Genomic DNA, 20,765 nt, shown 5'->3' on the forward strand with positions numbered 1-20,765 from the left:
CGGCCGATGAAGGTGGGACTCGTCTGCCCCTACACCTGGGACGTGCCGGGCGGCGTCCAGCAGCACATCGGCGACCTCGCCGAGGCGCTGATCGCCCTCGGCCACGAGGTGTCGGTCATCACGCCCGCCGACGACGACGCCGACCTGCCGCCCTACGTCGCGTCGGCCGGGCGCGCCGTCCCCGTCCCCTACAACGGCTCGGTCGCGCGGCTGGCCTTCGGGTTCCTGTCGGCCGGCCGGGTCCGGCGCTGGATCCGCGAGGGCGGGTTCGACGTCCTGCACGTCCACGAGCCGGCCGCGCCCTCGCTGGGGCTGCTCGCCTGCTGGGCGGCCGACGGGCCCATCGTGGGCACGTTCCACGCGTCCTACGAGAGGTCGCGGGCGCTGTCGGTCACCGCGCCGATCCTGCAGAGCGCCCTGGAGAAGATCACCGGCCGGATCGCGGTGTCGGAGGCCGCCCGCACCACCCTCGTCGAGCACCTCGGCGGCGACGCCGTGCTGATCCCGAACGGCGTCGCGACCGAGCGCTACGCGATGGCGGAGCCGCTGCCCAGCTGGCGCGGCCGCACGGACACGCCGCCCGACGGCGGCGACGGGGGAGCGCTGGGGTTCCTCGGCCGGATGGACGAGCCTCGCAAGGGCCTGCAGGTGCTGCTGCGCGCCTTCGAGATCCTCGGCCGCCGGCGCCCCGGGCTGCGGCTGCTGATCGCCGGCCCCGGCGACGCCGGCGACGTGCTGGCCCGGGTCCCGGCCGACCTCCGCGACCGCGTCGTCGTGCTCGGCATGGTGAGCGAGGACGACAAGGTCCGCGCCTACCACTCGGTGGACGTGTTCGTCGCGCCCAACCTCGGCGGCGAGAGCTTCGGCATCGTCCTCGCCGAGGCCATGGCCGCGGGCGCGCCCATCCTCGCCAGCGACATCGAGGCGTTCGACCGCGTCCTGCGCGGGGGCCGGGCCGGGGCGCTGTTCCCGGCCGGCGACCACGAGGCGCTCGCCGCGGCGGCCGGGGAGCTGCTCGACGACCCGGCCCGCCGCAAGCAGCTGTCGGCGGAGGCCCGCGCGGCCGTGCGGACCTACGACTGGTCGTCGGTGGCCCGCGACGTGCTGCGGGTGTACGAGACCGTCACCGGCGGCCGCGCCGGCGTGGTCGAGTCCGGGCTCGGCGCGTAGGGGGCGGCGTGTCCTACGACTGGGTCATCGACGTGCTGTTCTGGGTCGCCGTCGTCTTCCTGGTGGTGGTGTACGTGTCGTGGCGCGCCACCCGCCTCGACCGGCTGCACGTGCGGGTCGAGACGGCCCGCGCCGCGCTCGACGCCGCCCTCGTCAGGCGGGCCGCCGCCACGCTGGAGCTGGCGGCGTCCCGGTTCCTTGACCCCGCCACCAGCCTGGTGCTGGCCACCGCCGCCCACGAGGCCCGCACCGCCGACGCCGAGGGCCGCGAGTTCGCCGAGAGCGACCTGTCGCGGGCGCTGCGCGCCGCCGTCGACCAGCCCGGGTTCGTCGACACCCTCGACGCCCGCGGCGGCGACGGCAGGGCGGTCCTGGACGAGCTGTCGTCCGCCGCCGCCAAGGTCGCCTACGCCCGCCGCTTCTACAACGACGCCGTCTCCCAGGCCCGGATCGCGCGCCGCAAGCTGCTGATCCGCGTCCTGCCGCTCGCCGGGCGGGCCCCGCTCCCGGACTTCTTCGAGATCGACGACGACCCGCCCGGGATCTGACGACCGCGATCGGCGGGGCCGCGTTGATCGGGAGAGCCCCGCGCGGCCGTACCACCGGACGGGCGAGCGCATCAGATCACGTTCGCTACCCTCTGGCAGATCGTCCAAAGGAGGGGTAGATCGTGCGATCTGTCTGGGACACCACCGTCCGGGGGCGTACGGCCGCGGGGATGGGCGTTGTCGTCCTCGGCGCCGCGCTGTCGGCCTGCTCGGGCTCGGACGGCGTGAAGTCGGCGCCGCCACCGCCGCCGAGCGGCACGGGCGCGCCCCAGGCCGCCGGGACGCCGGCTCCCGCGACGCATCCGTTCACCGGCGGCGCCAAGGGACTGGCCAACCCCGTCCTCGCGGTCAAGATCGAGAACACGCGGCCCGCGCTCCCGCAGAGCGGCGTCTCGGCCGCCGACATCGTCTACGTCGAGCAGGTCGAGGGCGGCGAGACCCGCCTGATGGCGGTCTACTCCTCCAAGCTGCCGAAGAAGGTCGGGCCCGTCCGCAGCGCCCGCATCTCCGACCTGCACATCCTGCCGCAGTTCGGGCGTCCCGCCTTCGCCTTCTCCGGCGTCCAGAGCAAGATGAAGAAGTACATCCGCAAGGCGCCGGTGTACGACATCTCACAGGAGAACGCGGGGGGCGCGTACTTCCGCTCGGGCGAGAGGCGGATCCCCTACAACCTCTACGCCGATCCCGAGAACCTGCTGAAGCAGGCGCCGAAGGCCGCGAAGCCGCGCGACATCGGCTTCCGTTTCGGAGACGCCCCCGACGGCGGCAGACCCATCAGGTCGTTCACCGCACGGTGGCCCGCCGCCACCATGGGGTTCACGTGGTCGGCGAAACAGAAGAGGTGGCTCGCCAGCTGGGGCGGCAGCCCCGACCGCGCCGCCGAGGGCGGGCTCCTCGGCGGCAGGACCGTCGTCGTCCAGTACGCCAAGACGACCCGCTCGAAGTTCCACGACTTCCTCGGCAGCTACACGCCGCTGATCCACACCACCGGGACCGGGCGCGCGGTCGTCCTGCGCGACGGCAAGGCCTTCGGCGCCAAGTGGTCGCGCTCGTCCGAGGGCGAGGGCACCACCTACACCACCGCCGACGGCAAGCCGATGAACTTCGCCCGCGGCCAGGTCTGGGTCGTGCTCGTGAACGACGGCAAGCCCTACACGCCCTAGCCGGACGCACCCGGCGACCCGGGCCCCCGTCACTCCGTAAGCGGGCGGTGCCCCCCGCTGACACTCTGCCGGGTCGAGAGGTCGTACGAGCAGGCAATATCATGGGGAAAAGACTTGTCGTCCGTCCACGTGAGGAATGCCCGTGTCCACTTCCACTCCCGCCCCTGACAACGCCGCGCCCGAGACCGGGACCGCCCGCGTCAAGCGCGGCATGGCGGAGATGCTCAAGGGCGGCGTGATCATGGACGTCGTCACGCCCGAGCAGGCGAAGATCGCCGAAGATGCGGGCGCGGTCGCCGTCATGGCCCTGGAACGGGTGCCCGCCGACATCCGCACCGAGGGCGGCATCTCCCGGATGAGCGACCCCGACATGATCGACGGGATCATCGCCGCGGTCTCCATCCCCGTCATGGCCAAGGCCCGCATCGGCCACTTCGTCGAGGCGCAGGTGCTGCAGGCCCTCGGCGTCGACTACATCGACGAGTCCGAGGTGCTCACGCCCGCCGACTACGACAACCACATCGACAAGTGGGCGTTCACCGTCCCGTTCGTCTGCGGGGCCACCAGCCTGGGCGAGGCGCTCCGCCGCATCACCGAGGGCGCGGCGATGATCCGCTCCAAGGGTGAGGCCGGCACCGGCGACGTCTCCAACGCCACGACGCACATGCGCCAGATCCGGCAGGAGATCCGCCGCCTGCAGTCCCTGCCCGAGGACGAGCTCTTCGTCGCGGCCAAGGAACTCCAGGCCCCGTACGAGCTGGTCAAGGAGGTCGCCCGGGCGGGCAGGCTGCCCGTCGTGCTGTTCACCGCGGGCGGCATCGCGACCCCCGCCGACGCCGCGATGATGATGCAGCTCGGCGCCGAGGGCGTCTTCGTCGGCTCCGGGATCTTCAAGTCCGGCAACCCCGCCCAGCGCGCCGAGGCGATCGTGAAGGCCACCACCTTCCACGACGACCCCGACGTGATCGCGAAGGTGTCCCGCGGCCTCGGCGAGGCCATGGTCGGCATCAACGCCGCCTCCCTCGGCGAGGACCAGAAGTTCGCCGGCCGCGGCTGGTAGCGCAGGTGCGTCCGCCCGGCCCGGGTGGCCGGGCGGATCGGTGGGTACCCCCTCCACACGGGCCGCCTGGAGGGTTTACGCTGACGGCGCGGCCGGAGGGGGCGAGCCCTGGCCGGCGCCCGGCCGCGGGAGGGAAGAGCATGGCTTGGTCGGTCGCGCTGGCGTGCGCGAGCGCGGGTGAACCCACCGACGTGTTCCGGCCGGGCCTGGTGCCCGATCCGGACGCCGCCGCGAAGATCGCGCGCCGCCTGTACCCGGCGGCCGCCCTCACCGAGACCGGCGACACGGTCCTGGACTTCGCGCTCTGGCCGTACGAGGACGAGCTGTTCGTCGGCACCTTCGATCGGGCGCTGCTGCTGTGCGACCGGCGCCTGTTCTGCCTCGACGACGACGCCCGCCGCATCGCCGACACCGCCGCGGCGGCGCTCCCCGGCTCCCGCTGCGGCGTCCTCGTCCTGCACAACGTGATCCGCAGCTGCTGGTTCCGCTGGTACGAGTCGGGCATGCTGCTCCGCGACGTGTACGTCACCGCCGAGGACGGCGTGGTCGTCGACCAGGGCGAGCGGCTGCCCGCCGAGCGCCCGTTCTGGCGCGCCGTCGACGAGGGCGCCCCGGACGTGCCGCTCCCGTTCGACCCCGAGGAGTTCGGCCTCGCCCTCGCCCGGGAGTACATGTTCGGCCGCGGCATCGCCGACCGAGGCAAGGACGACTTCCTCCCCCTGGAGCTCCCGGTCCGCCGCTTCCGGCACGCCTGACCGGCGCCCGGAGCGGAGCCTGCGGAGCGGAGGGTGTCGGTCGGGCTTCTCTTTCGGGGGTGTGGGGGTCGTCCCTCACGGTGGACCGGCGGGTATCGCTGGGAAGATCGGCCAGGTCGTGGGGTGTTGTAAGGAACGTCTAGGGTTGAGACGACTCCTGCGCCCCGGAAGGTTTTCACGTGACTGCTGTGCCCACGATCGGTGTCCTCGCCCTGCAGGGTGACGTGCGCGAGCACGCGCGCGCGTTGGAGGAGGCCGGGGCGCGCACCGTGAGGGTGCGCCGTCCCGACGAGCTGGAACGGGTCGACGGGCTGGTCCTGCCCGGCGGGGAGTCCACCACCATGTGGCGGCTGGCGCGCTCGTTCGAGCTGCTCGACCCGCTGCGCAAGCGGATCGAGGCGGGCATGCCCGCCTACGGCTCCTGCGCCGGCATGATCATGCTGGCGGACCGGATCCGGGGCGGAGTGGCGGGCCAGGAGACCGTCGGGGGGATCGACATGACCGTGCGGCGCAACGCGTTCGGCCGGCAGGTCGACTCGTTCGAGGCCGCCGTCCCGCTGACCGGTATGGGTGACACGCCGTACCACGCCGTTTTCATCCGCGCACCGTGGGTGGAGTCCGTCGGCGACGCCGTCGAGATCCTCGGACGCGCGGAGGGCGGCCCGAACGCCGGTAGGATCGTCGCCGTCCGCCAGGGGCGCCTCATGGCGACCGCGTTCCATCCGGAGTTGACGGGCGATTTCCGCGTGCACCACTACTTCGCCGATCTGGTGCGCCGGACGACAGAGGAGGATTGACAGATGTCCGGCCATTCCAAGTGGGCGACGACCAAGCACAAGAAGGCGGCCCTCGACGCCAAGCGGGGCAAGCTCTTCGCCAAGCTGATCAAGAACATCGAGGTGGCGGCCCGGACGGGCGGCGGCGACGCCGACGCGAACCCCACGCTCTACGACGCCATCTACAAGGCGAAGAAGAACTCGGTCCCGAACGACAACATCGAGCGGGCCCGCAAGCGGGGCGCCGGTGAGGAGGCCGGGGGCGCCGACTGGCAGAACATCACCTACGAGGGCTACGCCCCGGGCGGTGTCGCCGTGCTCATCGAGTGCCTGACCGACAACCGCAACCGGGCCGCCTCCGAGGTCCGCGTCGCCCTGACCCGCAACGGCGGCTCCCTCGCCGACCCGGGCTCGGTCTCCTACATGTTCAACCGCAAGGGCGTCGTGATCGTCCCCAAGGCGGGCACCAGCGAGGACGACGTGATGATGGCCGTCCTGGACGCCGGGGCCGAGGAGGTCAACGACCTCGACGACGAGAACTTCGAGGTCGTGAGCGAGGCCGGCGACCTGGTCGCGGTCCGCTCGGCCCTGGTGGACGCGGGCATCGACTACGAGTCGGCGGAGAGCAAGTTCCTGCCGAGCGTCACCGTCCCGCTCGACGAGGACAACGCCAAGAAGGTGTTCCGCCTCCTGGACGCCCTGGAGGACTCCGACGACGTCCAAGAGGTCTACGCCAACTTCGACGTGAGCGACGAGGTCATGGCCTCCATCGACGCCTGACGCGCCGTCGCCCCGCGAACGCCGCCGCCCGCCGGGTGCGGCGGCGTTCGCGTCGGCGCCGTCGCATACGGTCTGGATCATGGAGATTCGCGCTCTCGGACCCGACGAGGTGGACGCCGTCCGCGACATCCGGGCCCGCGCCTTCGGGCCGCTGCCCGACGAGGTGTGGGCGCGGCGGTCCCGGCTGGTCCGGCAGTCCGCGGTGGCGGGGAGGCTGTTCGCCGGCCTCGACGGCGGCGCGGTCGTCGCCACGGGGACCCTGCTCGACATGACGCAGTGGTGGCACGGGCGGGCGGTGTCCACGGCCGGTGTCAGCGCGATCACGGTCGCCCCCGAGGAACGCGGGCGCGGGCTCGGCCGCCGCCTGATGTCCGACCTGCTGGAGCGGTGCGCCGATCTCGGCCACCCGCTCGCCATGCTCTATCCGGCCACGACGCGGCTCTACCGGTCGCTCGGCTGGGAGCACGCGGGGGCCTGGCACCACGTCGACCTTTCCACCGAGGCACTGCGCACGATCGCGGCCGCGAGGGTCCCCGTCCGCAGGGCCGGGCCCGGCGACGCCGCCGAGGTGGCCGCCGTGGTCGGCCGCGCGCACCGGACGGCGCGCGACTGCGGTCCGGTCGGTTGGCCGGAGGCGAGGTGGCGCGAGCATCTGGGCGGCCCGGACGCCTACCACTACCTGGCCGAGGACGGGTTCCTCTCCTACCGGTGGGCGGCTGGCAACACCGGGCTGGAGGTCGTCCGGCTCGTCGCCTCCTCCGAGCGGACGCTGAGGGCGCTTTGGGCCATCGTCGGGTCCGGCTCGTCCACGGCCGAGTCGGTGCGGGCCTGCGTGTCGCCGATGGACCCGGTGCTGTGGCTGCCGCGCGAGCGCGAGAACGAGGTCGTCCAGCGCTCCCAGTGGATGCTGCGGGTCGTCGACGCGCCCGCGGCGATCGCGGCGCGCGGCTACCCGGCAGGGGTCGCCGCCGACGTCCCGCTGGAGATCGACGATCCGCAGCGTCCGGCGAACTCGGGCCACTGGCGTCTGGAGATCAAGGACGGGGAGGGGCGGCTGGAGCGCTCCGACGCCGATGCCGGCGCCGTGCGCCTCGGCCCGCGCGGCCTGTCGGCCCTCTACTGCGGGATCCCGGTGTCGACGCTCCGGCGCGTCGGCCTCCTCCAGGGCGGGGACGCGGACGCGCTCGCGCCCGCGTTCGCGGCCACGCCGTTCTCGCTGGATTACTTCTGACCGGCCACGCGGATTGATAGCGTTGGCGGCCGAACAGATGATCGAAGGAGCGGCCGTGCGGGTGATGGGGGTGGACCCCGGGCTCACCCGGTGCGGGGTCGGGGTCGTCGAGGGCGTCCCGGGCAAGCGGCTGCACCTGGTGCACGTGTCGGTCGTGCGGACCGCCCCCGACGAGGACCACGCCCTGCGCCTGCTGGGCATCGAGACGGGCATCGCGGCCGTCATGGACGAACTGCGCCCCGACGCCGTCGCCGTCGAGCGCGTGTTCTCCCAGCACAACGTGCGGACCGTGATGGGCACGGCCCAGGCCGCCGGGATCGCCATGCTGCTGGCCGCCCGGCGCGGCCTGCCCGTCGCTCTGCACACCCCCAGCGAGGCCAAGGCCGCCGTCACCGGGAACGGCCGCGCCGACAAGGCGCAGGTGACCAGGATGGTGACCCGGCTGCTGTCCCTGGAGACGGCGCCGAAGCCGGCGGACGCCGCGGACGCGCTCGCCCTGGCCATCTGCCATGTGTGGCGCGGGGGAGCGCAGCGGCGGCTCGTGCACGCGCAGCGGTCGCGGATCGAGGAGGCGGCCAGGGCCGAACGGGAACGGCTCGCCGCCCGGAGCAGAGGAGGAAGCGTCCAGTGATCGCCTTCGTCAGCGGCCGGGTGGCCGCAGCGGGCCCCGACGGGGCGGTGATCGACGTGCACGGCGTCGGCCTCTCGGTGCAGTGCACCCCCGCCACGCTGGCCGGCCTGCGGGTCGGGGAGCCGGCGCAGGTGCCGACCTCCCTCGTCGTCCGCGAGGACTCCCTCACGCTGTTCGGGTTCGCCGACGACGACGAGCGCACCGTCTTCGAGCTGCTCCAGACCGCCGGCGGCGTCGGGCCGCGCCTCGCCCTGGCGATGCTGGCGGTCCACTCGCCGAACGCGCTGCGCCGCGCCGTGTCCACCGAGGACGTGACGGCGCTCACCAAGGTGCCCGGCATCGGCAAGAAGGGCGCGCAGCGCATCGTCCTGGAACTGCGGGACCGTCTCGGCGACCCGGTCGGCGACGAGGGTGGCGACCTGCGCGCGCCGGCCCGCGCCGAGCCGTGGCGCGACCAGGTGCAGATGGGCCTGGTCAACCTCGGCTGGTCGGCCAGGGACGCCGACGCCGCGGTGGACGCCGTGGCGGCGGACCTCGACGGCGGCGAGACGCCCCCGGTCGCGGCCTTGCTGAGGTCGGCCTTGAAGAAGCTCAGCAAACCATGAGCGGCAGCGAACCGGGGGGTGTGGGGGGTCGCCCCCCACAGGAGACACGGATGAGCGGCAGCGAACCGGGGGGTGTGGGGGGTCGCCCTCCACAGGAGACACGGATGAGCGGCAGCGGACCGGGGGAGGCGCAGGGAGCGGGGATGGGCGGGGCCGAGGAGACCGATCGGCTGGTGTCCGCGGACGCCGGCGGGGTCGATGAGCAGCAGATCGAGGCCGCGCTGCGGCCGAAGAAGCTGGCCGACTTCGTCGGGCAGGAGCGGGTCCGCGAGCAGCTCTCGCTGGTGCTGCACGGCGCGCTGGGACGCGGCGGGACTCCCGACCACGTGCTGCTGTCGGGCGGGCCCGGGCTCGGCAAGACCACCCTCGCCATGATCATCGCGGCGGAGCTGGGGCAGCCGCTGCGGATCTCCTCGGGGCCGGCGATCGAGCGGGCCGGCGATCTCGCGGCGGTGCTGTCGACCCTCGCCGAGGGCGAGGTGCTGTTCCTGGACGAGATCCACCGGCTGGCGCGGCCCGCCGAGGAGATGCTCTACATGGCGATGGAGGACTTCCGCGTCGACGTCGTCGTGGGCAAGGGCCCCGGTGCGACGGCGATCCCGCTGGACATCGCCCCCTTCACGCTGGTGGGGGCCACCACGCGGGCGGGCATGCTGCCCGGTCCGCTGCGCGACCGGTTCGGCTTCGTCGCGCACATGGACTTCTACGAGCCCGCCGAGTTGGAGATCATCGTCCGCCGGTCCGCCCGGCTGCTGGACGTGGAGATCGCCGAGGACGCCGCCGCCGAGGTCGCCGGGCGCTCGCGCGGCACGCCCCGCATCGCCAACCGGCTGCTGCGCCGCGTCCGCGACTACGCCGAGGTGCGCGCCGACGGCGTGGTCACGCGGGAATCGGCCCGCGCCGCCCTGGCGTTGTACGAGGTGGACGAACGGGGCCTGGACCGTCTCGACCGTTCCGTCCTGGAGTCGCTGATGCGCAAGTTCGGCGGCGGGCCGGTGGGCCTGTCGACGCTGGCCGTGTCGGTGGGGGAGGAGCCCGAGACCGTCGAGGTCGTCGCGGAGCCGTTCCTCGTCCGGCAGGGGCTGCTCGCCAGGACGCCGCGCGGAAGGGTCGCCACGGCCGCCGCGTGGGCGCACCTGGGGCTTTCCCCGCCCCCGACGGCGCCGATGGCGGGTGCCCTGTTCGACCTGGACAGGGACGCCGGCCGGGCGGAATAGTGATCATCTGATAACGGGTTGGGAACTTCCAGGCGTCGCCGATCGTCGCCTCGTTGCCGGGGTCTCGCGTACTCTCTAGACTCCGGGACTTGGTTCACCGTCTCCAGCCGGCGGTCCGTTGTACTTGACCGATCCGGTCACAGGCTGGGCAATCAACTTCGGAAGGGTGCCCCAGTAATGGGCAGCGACATTATTCTTGCGGCGGGCTCGGGCGGTAGCGGGGGCTTCAACCTGCTCCTGCTGCTCGCCGTGCCACTGGTCTTCTACTTCCTGCTCATCCGGCCGCAGAGCAAGCGCCGTAAAGATCAGATGCAGATGCAGAACGCCATGGAACCGGGCGCTCGCGTCCTGACGACCAGCGGTATGCGTGCGACCGTCGTGTCGGTCGACGACGACGGCCTCGTGCTGGAGATCGCCGATGGCGTCGAGGTCCGCTTCGTCAAGCAGGCCGTCATGCAGGTCCTCAAGGACGACGAGCCCGAGGAGCTCGACGACGAGCACGACGAGGACGTCGAGGACGAGGAGCGCGACGAGGACGGCGACCGCGTCGACCTGTCCAAGGACGGCTCCGAGGTCGACCTGTCCAAGGACGGGGACGACGAGGCCGCGGACGCCGCGGGCGAGGACGGCGAGCGCGAGTCCAAGCCGAAGGGGAAGGCGAAGGTCGAGGCGGGCGACAAGCCCGCCTGACCCTCCTCACGGCGACGATACGACGGGAAGTACGACGACAAGTGGCTCCGCCCAAGAATGCTCCCAAGCCCGGGCGCACGCTCCTCGCGCTCTTCGCGATCATGGTGGTCATGGCCGGTCTGGCGGTCTGGCAGGGGCAGACGAAGCCCAAGCTGGGCCTGGACCTCGCCGGCGGGACGACCGTGACGCTCACGGCCAAGACCGCGAACGGCAAGAATCCCCCGGCGAACCAGATGAACCAGGCCGTCAAGATCATGACGAAGCGCGTCAATGGTCTGGGGGTGTCCGACGCCGAGGTCGCCAAGCAGGGCAGCAACAACATCGTGGTGAACGTCCCCGGTGAGGGGCAGGGCCGCGTCGTCAACCTGATCGGGACGACGGCCAAGCTGCAGTTCCGCCAGGTGTTCGCGGTGGCCGACGGGAAGCCGTCGAGCGGGGCGGTGCCCGCCCCGTCCCCCAGCCCCTCGAAGGGCACGGGGGAGAAGAAGGACGGGGGCAAGAGCCCGTCGCCGTCCGCGTCGGCGTCCCCCTCGGGGGGCGCGTCGCCGTCGGCGTCGTCCACTCCGCGCGGCCGGGCCCTTTCGGGGGCGCTGACGGCCCCGACGCCCAAGCCGTCCGGGTCCGCCGCCCCGTCGTCCGCGCCGTCGGCGTCGTCGCCGCTGGGCCAGCCGTCGGGGCAGCCCACGGCCCCCACGCAGGACTACCCGGGCGTCACCGACAAGGCCGTGATCAGCCAGTTCGAGGCGCTGAACTGCTACACCGGCGACCGGCGGGCCCCGGGGTCCAACGACCCGAACCGCAAGTTCGTCGCCTCCTGCGACCAGGACGAGGAGAGCGGCCAGGCCGCCAAGTACATCCTCGGCCCCGTCCGGGTGCTGGGCGAGAACGTCTCCTCGGCGAGCGCGATGCCGCCGAACGCCCAGAACGGCCAGGCCAGCTGGTCGGTCTCGCTGAAGTTCGACGGCACGGGCGCCCGCCAGTTCGGCGAGGTCACCACCGCCGCGTCCCAGGCCTACCAGCAGAACCCGTCCTCCCCGCAGGCGCAGGTCGCGATCGTCCTGGACGGACAGGTCGTCTCCGCGCCCAGCATCCGCGAGGGCGCCATCACCGGCGGCACCGCCAGCATCGACGGCCCGCCCGACAGCTTCAACCAGCAGTACGCCACCGACCTCGCCAACGTGCTCAAGTACGGGGCGCTGCCGCTGGAGTTCAAGCAGAGCTCCATCGACGAGGTGTCGTCCACGCTGGGCTCCGACCAGCTGACCGGGGGGCTGATCGCCGGCGCGATCGGGCTCGGCCTGGTGCTGCTCTACTGCCTGTTCTACTACCGGGGCCTCGGCCTGGTGGCGGTGTCCAGCCTGGTCGTGGCGTCGGTCATCACCTACGAGGCGGTGGTGATCCTCGGTGAGGGGATGGGCTTCCGGCTCTCCCTGCCGCACATCATCGGCCTGATCGTGTCCATCGGCATCACCGCCGACTCGTTCATCGTCTACTTCGAGCGGCTGAGGGACGAGCTGCGGGCCGGGCGCAAGCTGCGCTCGTCGGTGGAGAACGCCTGGAAGCGGGCGCGGCGCACCATCCTCGTCGCCGACGCGGTCACGTTCCTCGCGGCGCTGGTGCTGTACTTCCTCGCGGTCGGCGGAGTGGCCGGGTTCGCGTTCGCGATGGGTCTCACGACGCTCATCGACGTGGTCGTGGTGTTCTTCTTCACCAAGCCGCTGGTCGCGCTGCTGGCGCGCACGAGCTTCTTCGGCCGCGGGCATCCGATGTCCGGTCTCGATCCGAGGCGCCTGCACAAGGCGCAGGACACCTCCGCCCCAGCCGCCCGCACGACGAGCCAGGAGGCCTGAGCATGGGAACGCGTGCGGCCATCTCCCGGATCTACCGGGGCGAGATCAGCGCGGACATCGTCGGCCGGCCGAAGATCTGGTACACGATCTCCGGGCTGCTGCTGGCGCTGTCGATCGCGGGCCTGCTGGTGCAGGGCCTCAACTTCGGTGTGGAGTTCAAGGGCGGCTCCGTCTTCACCTTCAAGGCGCCGAGCGCGTCGATCGAGCAGGTGCGCGGCGCCGTCGGCGACGGCGGCGCCCACCAGGTGATCGTGCAGAAGGCGGGCGGCGACTGGCGGGTCACGACCGAGAGCCTGTCCTCCGACCAGGTCACCGAGGTCAAGTCGAGCGTCGCCAAGGAGCTGACCGTCCCCGCCGACAAGGTCAGCACGCAGGTCGTCGGCGCCTCGTGGGGCGGTGAGATCCAGAAGAAGGCATGGCAGGCGCTGCTCGTCTTCATGATCTTGATCATCGCCTACCTGTCGGTGGCGTTCGAGTGGCGGATGGCCGTGGCCGCGGTGGTCGCGCTCATCCACGACCTGGTGATCACGGCGGGCGTCTACGCCTGGTCCGGCTTCGAGGTCACCCCGGCCACGCTGCTCGGCTTCCTGACGATCCTCGGCTACTCGCTGTACGACGCGGTCGTCGTCTTCGACATGATCAAGGAGGTCACCAAGCCGCTCGGACCGACCTCCAGGACGACCTACAGCGAGGCCGCCAACGAGGCGCTCAGCAACACCCTGGTCCGGTCGCTGAACACCTCCCTGGTGGCGATCCTGCCGGTCGGCGCGATCCTGTTCATCGGGACGACGCTGTTCGGCGCCGGCACGCTGAAGGACCTGTCGCTCGCCCTGTTCGTCGGCATGATCGTCGGCACGTACTCCTCGATCTGCGTGGCCACGCCGCTGCTCGTCCAGTTCAAGGAGCGCGAGCCGAAGTACAAGCAGATTCGCCAGAACATCGCCCGGCGCGAGCAGAGCACCAAGCGGGCGTCGAAGACCAGGGTCAGGGCCGGTGCCGGCGCCTCCGCCGCCGCGCCGGCCGACGACCCGTCGGGCGAGGACACCGGCGAGCCCGGCGACAACGACCCCCCAGAGATCCGCAGCACGGTCACCGTGCGGAAGGTCGTGCAGAGCGGGTCGCGGCAGCAGCCGAAGCGCGGCTCGCGGCAGCAGCGCCGCGGCGGCAAGTAGGGCGGGGACGGAGTGGACCTCGGCAAGCTGATCCAGGAGCGGATCCGCGACATCCCCGACTATCCCAAGCAGGGGGTGATGTTCAAGGACATCACCCCTCTGCTGGCCGACCATGTGGCGTTCGCCGGGGTGGTCGACGCCGTGGTCAACCACCACGGCCGCGGCACCATCGACAAGATCGTCGGCATCGAGGCCCGCGGGTTCATCCTCGCCGCGCCCGTCGCCTACCACTTCGGGGCGGGCTTCGTCCCGGTGCGGAAGAAGGGGAAACTGCCCTCGGCGACGGACGCGGAGACCTATGATCTCGAGTACGGGAGCGAGACGATCGAGATCCACCTCGACGCCTTCGAGCCCGGCGACCGGGTGCTGATCGTCGACGACGTCCTGGCCACCGGAGGGACGGCCAGGGCCACCGCCGAACTCGTGCGGCGGGGCGGCGGAGAGGTCGTCGGGCTGTCGGTCCTCCTTGAGCTGTCGTTCCTGCACGGACGCGACAAGCTGGGGAATCTGGACGTTCACTCCCTGGTTACGGTCTAGTACGAAATAGCGGCCGGATACACTGACGCCATCAGGGTCCGGTCGGAACGGGCGCGGCCCGCACGACGACGGGTGCGGCGCCCGGGATGGACTAGGGAGGCTGGGTGCCAGGTGAGGTGGTATCGACCGACGCGGTGAACACCGCCGCCGAAGAGCGGCGCGCGCCCCCACCGCCCGACGTCCGGCCGCCCGAGCCCGACGAACCCGCCGCGCGGACGCCCGCGTCCGCCCCGCCCGTCCAGCCCTCGCCGAGATCTGATGTCGCCCCAGCCCCAGGCCCTGGCGCCGCCCCGGACGATGACGACGCGTCCGAGCCCGCCGTCCCGTCCAGGCCTACGCAGGCCACGATCCCGCCGTCCGCCGCCCGGGTGCGCCGTAGGCTCGCCAGGTTGGGCGCCCAGCGCGGCCCCACTATGAATCCGGTACTCGAACCACTGATCAAAACGGTCCGCAACACGCACCCGAAGGCGGACCTCCGGCTCATCGAGCGCGCCTACGACGTGGCCGCGCACTACCACCGGCACCAGAAGCGCAAGAGCGGCGACCCGTACATCACCCATCCGCTCGCGGTGGCCACCATCCTCGCCGAGCTCGGCATGAACACCGAGACGCTCTGCGCGGCGCTGCTGCACGACACCGTCGAGGACACCCCCTACACCCTCGACCAGCTGAGCGCCGAGTTCGGAGACGAGATCGCCGCCCTGGTCGACGGGGTCACCAAGCTCGACAAGGTCAAGTACGGGGAGGCCGCGGAGGCCGAGACCGTCCGCAAGATGGTCGTGGCGATGTCCCGCGACATCCGCGTCCTGGTGATCAAGCTCGGCGACCGGCTGCACAACATGCGCACGCTGCGCTACATGCCGCGGCACAAGCAGGAGAAGAAGGCCCGCGAGACCCTGGAGGTGTTCGCGCCGCTCGCGCACCGCCTCGGGATGAACACGCTGAAGTGGGAGCTGGAGGACCTCGCGTTCGCCACGCTGTACCCCAAGCGGTTCGACGAGATCGCCCGCCTGGTGTTCGAGCGCGCCCCGCGCCGCGACGTCTACCTGCAGGAAGTGATCGAGAACGTCTCCACCGACCTGCGCGAGGCCCGGATCAAGGCCACCGTGACGGGCCGGCCGAAGCACTACTACTCGATCTACCAGAAGATGATCGCGCGGGACGTCAGCTTCGACGACATCTACGACCTGGTCGGCATCCGGGTCCTCGTCGACAGCGTCCGCGACTGCTACGCCGCCCTCGGCTCGATCCACGCGCGGTGGAACCCGGTCCCCGGCCGGTTCAAGGACTACATCGCGATGCCGAAGTTCAACATGTACCAGTCGCTGCACACGACGGTGATCGGCCCGGAGGGCAAGCCCGTCGAGCTGCAGATCCGCACCTGGGGCATGCACCGCCGCGCCGAGTACGGCGTCGCCGCGCACTGGAAGTACAAGGAGGAGACGGTCGGCGGCCGCAAGGCCGGTGACATGCAGTGGCTGCGCCAGCTCCTCGACTGGCAGAAGGAGACCGCCGACCCGGCCGAGTTCCTGGAGTCGCTGCGCTTCGACCTGTCGGTCTCCGAGGTCTTCGTGTTCACGCCGAAGGGCGACGTGATCGCGCTGCCGCAGGGCGCCACCCCCGTCGACTTCGCGTACGCGATCCACACCGAGGTCGGGCACCGATGTATCGGCGCCCGCGTCAACGGCCGCCTCGTCCCCCTCGAATCGACCCTCGACAACGGCGACACGGTCGAGGTCTTCACCTCCAAGTCGCAGGACGCGGGCCCGAGCCGCGACTGGCTCGGCTTCGTCAAGAGCGCCCGCGCCCGCAACAAGATCAAGCACTGGTTCTCCAAGGAGCGCCGCGACACCGCGATCGAGTCCGGCAAGGACGCGATCGCCCGTGCGATGCGCAAGCAGAACATGCCGTTGCAGCGGATGATGTCCGGCGAGGCCCTCCTCGCCCTCGCCCGCGACATGCGCTACCCGGACGTGTCGTCCCTGTACGCGGCCGTGGGCGAGAGCCAGGTCTCCGCGCAGCACGTCGTGCAGCGCCTGGTGGACGCCCTCGGCGGGGTGGAGAGCGCCGAAGAGGATCTCGCCGAGATCGCGCTGCCGACCCGCCGCAAGCGCAGCCGGCCCGCGGGCGACCCGGGCGTCGTCGTCGCCGACGACCCCGATGTGTGGGTTCGGCTGTCGCGCTGCTGTACCCCGGTCCCCGGCGACGACATCGTCGGCTTCGTGACCCGCGGCCACGGCGTCTCCGTCCACCGGTCCGACTGCGCCAACGTCGAGAGCCTGAGGTCGCAGCCGGACCGACTGATCGACGTCAAGTGGTCCCCGGGCGAGGACTCGGTGTTCCTCGTCGCGATCCAGGTGGAGGCGCTCGACCGCCCCCGCCTGCTGTCGGACGTGACCCGCGTCCTGTCCGACCAGCACGTCAACATCCTGTCGGCGTCGGTCACCACGACCCGCGACCGCGTCGCCGTCAGCCGCTTCACCTTCGAGATGGGCGACCCGAAGCACCTCGGCCACGTCCTGAAGGCCGTCCGCTCCATCGACGGCGTCTACGACGTCTACCGGGTGACCAGCGGCGCCACCAAGTAGGAGCCCGCACGCGAAAGGGCGGCCGCGGGCGCGGCCGCCCTTTCGCGTGCGGGTCAGTTGTCGGTGGGCTCGTCCTCGGGGATGACGTCGACGCCGGCCTCCGCGCGCTGCTCCGGGGTGATGGGGGTCGGCGCGGCGGTCAGGGGGTCGTGGCCGGAGGCGGCCTTCGGGAAGGCGATCACATCGCGGATCGACTCCTGGCGGGCGAGGAGCATGACCACCCGGTCCCAGCCGAACGCGATGCCGCCGTGCGGCGGCGGGCCGAACTTGAACGCCTCCAGCAGGAAGCCGAACTTGGACTCCGCCTCCTGCTTGGACAGGCCCAGCACGTCGAAGACGCGCTGCTGCATCTCGGCGCGGTGGATACGGATGGAGCCGCCGCCGATCTCGTTGCCGTTCAGGACGAGGTCGTAGGCGTCGGCGAGGGCGGTGCCCGGGTCCTCCTGGAAGGTGTCGGCGTACTCGGGCTTGGGCGCGGTGAACGGGTGGTGCACCGACGTCCAGCCGATCTGCTCGCCCTTGTCGTCCTCGACGGGCTCGAAGATCGGAGCGTCCACGACCCAGACGAACTTCCAGGCGGACTCGTCGATCAGGTCGCGGCGGCGGCCGATCTCCAGGCGCGCGGCGCCGAGGAGCTCCTGGGTGGAATGCCGCTTGCCGGCGCCGAAGAAGACCGCGTCGCCGGGGGAGGCGCCCGTCTTGGCGGCGAGGCCCTCCTTCTCGGCGTCGGAGAGGTTCTTGGCGACCGGGCCGCCGAGGGTGCCGTCCTCCTGGAGGAGCACGTAGGCGAGGCCGCGGGCGCCGCGGGCCTTCGCCCAGTCCTGCCAGCCGTCCAGTTCCCTGCGGGTCTGGGACGCGCCGCCGGGCATGACTACCGCACCGACGTACGGGGCCTGGAACACGCGGAACGACGTGCCGGCGAAGTACTCGGTCATGTCGGTCAGCTCGTTGCCGAACCGCAGGTCGGGCTTGTCGGAGCCGTAGCGGGCCAGCGCGTCGGCGTAGGTGATGTGGGGGATCGGGCGGGGGATCTCGTACCCGGCGATCTCTTTCCACAGGCGCGCCACGAGGTCCTCGCCGACCGACAGGACGTCGTCCTGCTCGGCGAACGACATCTCGATGTCGATCTGGGTGAACTCGGGCTGCCGGTCGGCGCGGAAGTCCTCGTCGCGGTAGCAGCGGGCGATCTGGTAGTAGCGTTCGAGGCCGCCGACCATGAGGAGCTGCTTGAACAGCTGCGGCGACTGCGGGAGCGCGTACCAGTGGCCCGGCTGGAGCCGGACGGGGACGAGGAAGTCGCGGGCGCCCTCCGGGGTGGACCGGGTGAGGGTGGGCGTCTCCACGTTCACGAAGCCGTGCGCGCGCATCACCTCGTGCGTCAGGAACGAGGCCTCGGAGCGGACCTTCATCGCCCGCGCGACGCCCTCGCGGCGCAGGTCGAGGTAGCGGTACTTGAGGCGGATCTCCTCGTTGACGTTGACGTCGCCCTCGATGGGGAACGGCAGCGGCGCCGCGTCGGAGAGCACCTCGATGTGGGCGGCGGCGACCTCGACCCCGCCGGTGGGCAGTTCGGGGTTCTCGTTGCCCTCCGGCCGGACGCGGACCTCGCCGACGACCTTGACGCAGTACTCGGCGCGCAGGTCGTGAGCGGTGTCCTCCTCGCGGAAGACGACCTGCGCGGTTCCGGAGGCGTCGCGCAGGTCGATGAACGTGACGCCGCCGTGGTCGCGGCGGCGGCCGACCCAGCCGGCCAGCGTTACCTGCTGCCCGGCGTGCTCCTCGCGGAGCGTCCCCGCCTCGTGGGTGCGGATCATTTCGAGAGCCTTTCCTTCAACGTCGTGGTGAGGTCGGTGAGCGGGACGGCGGTCTGCTCGCCCTCGGCCAGGTCCTTGACCTGGGCGACGCCGTCCGCGATATCTCGCTCCCCGAGGATCACGGCGTACCGGGCGCCCGAGCGGTCCGCGTCCTTCATGGCGCCCTTCAGCTTCTTGCCGCCGAACGCCATGTCGGCGGCGATCCCGGCGCGGCGCAGCTCGGCGACGAGCGCGAACAGGCGCCGCTCGGCGGTGCCGCCGAGCGCCACGCCGAACGCCTCGCAGCGCGGCTCGGCGGCGAACGCGGGGCCCGCTCCTTCCGACGACTCGGCCTCCAGGGCGAGGATCGTGCGGTCCAGGCCGAGCCCGAACCCGATGCCGGGCAGCGGGGGGCCGCCGATGTCCTCCGACAGCCCGTCGTAGCGGCCGCCGCCGCCGATGCCGGACTGGGCTCCGAGCAGCGGGTGGTCGAACTCGTAGGTGGTGCGGGTGTAGTAGTCCAGGCCGCGGACGAGGGTGGGGGTGTCCTCCCACGTGATGCCGAGGTCGGCGAGCAGCTCCCGGACGCGGTCGTGGTGCGCCTTGCACGCCGGGCACAGGTGGTCGGCCATCAGCGGGGCGCCCGCGAGCTGCTCGCGGACCTTGGGACGCTTGTCGTCCAGCACCCGCAGCGGGTTGATCTCGACGCGGGCGCGGGTGTCCTCGTCCAGGTCCAGGGCGCGCAGGAAGTCCTGCAGCAGGGCCCGGTAGGCGGGGCGGCACTCCTTGCAGCCGAGCGAGTTCAGCAGCAGCCGCACCCGGGTCAGGCCGAGGGACCGGTACCAGTTCCACGCGATCGCGACCGTCTCGGCGTCGACCTGCGGATCCTCGCTGCCGATCGCCTCCAGGTCGAGCTGGTAGAACTGCCGGTAGCGGCCCTGCTGCGGGCGCTCGGCCCGGAACGCGGCCCCGGTCGTCCACACCTTCACCGGCAGTGAGCCCTTGTGCAGGTTGTTCTCCAGGACGGAGCGCAGCACCGACGCGGTGAACTCGGGGCGCAGCGTCAGTGACCGGCCCCCCCTGTCCTCGAAGGTGTACATCTCCTTGGACACCACGTCGGTGGACTCGCCGACGCCGCGCCGGAACAGGTTGGTGTCCTCGAACACCGCCAGTTCCAGATAGCCGTATCCGGCCAGCCTCGCCTGCTCGGCGAACGCCTCCCGGATGGCGTAGAAGAGATCCGCACGCGGCGGGACGTATTCGCTGACCCCCTTCGGGGCCCGGAAGCTCGAACTCATGGTCTTTTAGATCAGAATCCCTTGTCAGGTCCGTCCGCGGGGACCGCCCGGTTCCCCAGGGGGGACGACCCCCCTGGACCCCCCGGCGAAACCTCGGTCAGGAACGGGTTGGTCGCGCGCTCGCGGCCGATTGTGGTCTGCTCGCCGTGGCCGGGCAGGACGGCCGTCTCGTCGGGCATCGTGAGGCACACCCGGGACAGGCTGGCGAGGATCTGCTCGTACGATCCGCCCGGCAGGTCGGTGCGCCCGATGGAGCCGGCGAACAGCAGGTCGCCGGTGAACATCACGTCCGGGATCTGCTGCGCCTTCGGCGTCCGGAACGTCACCGACCCGGGCGTATGGCCCGGCGCGTGGTCGACCGTGAGGCTCAGGCCGGCCAGCTCCAGCACCGCCCCGTCGGCCAGTTCGCGCACGTCGTCCGGCTCGGACAGCTCCAGCCCGCCGAACAGCTGCTGCCCGGTGCCCAGGGACAGGCCCTTGGCCGGATCGGTCAGCAGTTCGCGGTCGTCGGGGTGGATGTAGGCCGGGACGTCCTTCGCGCCGCAGACCGGGGCCACCGACCAGACGTGATCGAGATGGCCGTGCGTCAGCAGCACGGCGACCGGCTTCAGCCGGTGCTCGCGCAGGATCTCCTCGATCCCGTCCTCGGCGTCCTGGCCGGGATCGATGATCACGCACTCCTCACCGGCGGCGGGCGCCACGACGTAGCAGTTCGCGGCGAACGATCCAGCGGGGAACCCGGCGACGAGCACGGTCGTCCTTCCTTAGAACCATCTCGGGTGGGCGTGTTCGAGGGTACCGGCGCGGCCACGGCCACCGCGAACGAGATGGCGCGGCCGACGTGTCGCGGGGCGCGGCCCGCCAGGGCGCGGCCGGGCGGGGGAGCGCTCCCTGAACGCGG

The 20,765-nt window shown here is 71.8% G+C and carries 19 protein-coding genes; 16 read left to right on the forward strand and 3 right to left on the reverse strand.

The window, feature by feature from the left end; genetic code table 11:
* Positions 1-6 precede the first annotated feature (6 nt).
* The 16 genes from CHC11_RS35595 to CHC11_RS35670 all read left to right on the forward strand — a co-directional run bounded on the left by CHC11_RS35595 (position 7) and on the right by CHC11_RS35670 (position 16,773).
* The gene (locus tag CHC11_RS35595; RefSeq protein ID WP_089316287.1) at positions 7-1,170 is read left to right on the forward strand and encodes a glycosyltransferase family 4 protein; all 1,164 of its coding nucleotides are present in this window, start codon (positions 7-9) and stop codon (positions 1,168-1,170) included.
* An 8-nt stretch (positions 1,171-1,178) separates the two neighbouring features.
* Positions 1,179-1,718, forward strand: a complete 540-nt coding sequence (locus tag CHC11_RS35600) for a LemA family protein (protein ID WP_089316288.1) — start codon at positions 1,179-1,181, stop codon at positions 1,716-1,718.
* 122 nt (positions 1,719-1,840) lie between these two features.
* Complete coding sequence (locus CHC11_RS35605; RefSeq protein ID WP_245920187.1) at positions 1,841-2,881, forward strand: DUF3048 domain-containing protein; 1,041 nt, start codon at positions 1,841-1,843, stop codon at positions 2,879-2,881.
* A gap of 136 nt (positions 2,882-3,017) precedes the next feature.
* A complete protein-coding gene (gene pdxS, locus CHC11_RS35610) occupies positions 3,018-3,941 on the forward strand; it encodes a pyridoxal 5'-phosphate synthase lyase subunit PdxS (RefSeq protein WP_089316290.1) in 924 nt (307 codons plus the stop codon).
* 140 nt (positions 3,942-4,081) lie between these two features.
* Positions 4,082-4,696 (forward strand): DUF6928 family protein, encoded by a 615-nt coding sequence (locus CHC11_RS35615; RefSeq protein WP_089316291.1) that lies wholly within the window; start codon positions 4,082-4,084, stop codon positions 4,694-4,696.
* A 179-nt stretch (positions 4,697-4,875) separates the two neighbouring features.
* Entirely contained in the window at positions 4,876-5,493 is a 618-nt protein-coding gene (pdxT, locus tag CHC11_RS35620) for a pyridoxal 5'-phosphate synthase glutaminase subunit PdxT (protein WP_089316292.1), read from the forward strand.
* Positions 5,494-5,496: 3 nt separating this feature from the next.
* On the forward strand, positions 5,497-6,252 hold the full coding sequence (locus CHC11_RS35625) for a YebC/PmpR family DNA-binding transcriptional regulator (protein ID WP_089316293.1): 756 nt from the start codon (positions 5,497-5,499) through the stop codon (positions 6,250-6,252).
* Between the two features lie 79 nt (positions 6,253-6,331).
* A complete protein-coding gene (locus CHC11_RS35630) occupies positions 6,332-7,483 on the forward strand; it encodes a GNAT family N-acetyltransferase (RefSeq protein ID WP_089316294.1) in 1,152 nt (383 codons plus the stop codon).
* A 37-nt stretch (positions 7,484-7,520) separates the two neighbouring features.
* Positions 7,521-8,114 (forward strand): crossover junction endodeoxyribonuclease RuvC, encoded by a 594-nt coding sequence (gene ruvC, locus CHC11_RS35635; RefSeq protein WP_245920190.1) that lies wholly within the window; start codon positions 7,521-7,523, stop codon positions 8,112-8,114.
* Positions 8,111-8,719 (forward strand): Holliday junction branch migration protein RuvA, encoded by a 609-nt coding sequence (ruvA, locus tag CHC11_RS35640; RefSeq protein WP_089316295.1) that lies wholly within the window; start codon positions 8,111-8,113, stop codon positions 8,717-8,719. Before ruvC ends, ruvA begins: the two co-directional genes overlap by 4 nt.
* Positions 8,720-8,862: 143 nt before the next feature.
* Positions 8,863-9,936: a Holliday junction branch migration DNA helicase RuvB gene (ruvB, locus tag CHC11_RS35645; RefSeq protein ID WP_089316296.1), complete on the forward strand. Its 1,074-nt coding sequence runs from the start codon at positions 8,863-8,865 to the stop codon at positions 9,934-9,936.
* Between the two features lie 177 nt (positions 9,937-10,113).
* A complete protein-coding gene (gene yajC / locus CHC11_RS35650) occupies positions 10,114-10,626 on the forward strand; it encodes a preprotein translocase subunit YajC (RefSeq protein ID WP_179279169.1) in 513 nt (170 codons plus the stop codon).
* Between the two features lie 41 nt (positions 10,627-10,667).
* Positions 10,668-12,476, forward strand: coding sequence for a protein translocase subunit SecD (gene secD / locus CHC11_RS35655; protein WP_342750032.1), 1,809 nt, complete (start codon positions 10,668-10,670; stop codon positions 12,474-12,476).
* A 2-nt stretch (positions 12,477-12,478) separates the two neighbouring features.
* Positions 12,479-13,648: a protein translocase subunit SecF gene (gene secF, locus CHC11_RS35660; RefSeq protein ID WP_089316297.1), complete on the forward strand. Its 1,170-nt coding sequence runs from the start codon at positions 12,479-12,481 to the stop codon at positions 13,646-13,648.
* Positions 13,649-13,660: 12 nt separating this feature from the next.
* Positions 13,661-14,185, forward strand: a complete 525-nt coding sequence (locus tag CHC11_RS35665) for an adenine phosphoribosyltransferase (protein WP_089316298.1) — start codon at positions 13,661-13,663, stop codon at positions 14,183-14,185.
* A 104-nt stretch (positions 14,186-14,289) separates the two neighbouring features.
* Positions 14,290-16,773 (forward strand): RelA/SpoT family protein, encoded by a 2,484-nt coding sequence (locus CHC11_RS35670; protein WP_089316299.1) that lies wholly within the window; start codon positions 14,290-14,292, stop codon positions 16,771-16,773.
* Between the two features lie 53 nt (positions 16,774-16,826).
* Here the strand turns inward: CHC11_RS35670 and aspS are convergent, their stop codons facing one another.
* The 3 genes from aspS to CHC11_RS35685 are packed head-to-tail and all read right to left on the reverse strand — an operon-like array spanning position 16,827 to position 20,616.
* Positions 16,827-18,587, reverse strand: a complete 1,761-nt coding sequence (gene aspS, locus CHC11_RS35675; RefSeq protein WP_089316300.1) for an aspartate--tRNA ligase — start codon at positions 18,585-18,587, stop codon at positions 16,827-16,829.
* A complete protein-coding gene (gene hisS, locus CHC11_RS35680; RefSeq protein WP_089316301.1) occupies positions 18,584-19,864 on the reverse strand; it encodes a histidine--tRNA ligase in 1,281 nt (426 codons plus the stop codon). The genes aspS and hisS overlap by 4 nt, the downstream gene beginning before the upstream one ends.
* 11 nt (positions 19,865-19,875) lie before the next feature.
* Positions 19,876-20,616, reverse strand: a complete 741-nt coding sequence (locus CHC11_RS35685) for an MBL fold metallo-hydrolase (protein WP_089316302.1) — start codon at positions 20,614-20,616, stop codon at positions 19,876-19,878.
* Positions 20,617-20,765: the final 149 nt, after the last annotated feature.

The sequence above is a fragment of the Actinomadura mexicana genome (assembly GCF_900188105.1).
GTDB classification, from domain to species: Bacteria; Actinomycetota; Actinomycetes; order Streptosporangiales; family Streptosporangiaceae; genus Spirillospora; species Spirillospora mexicana.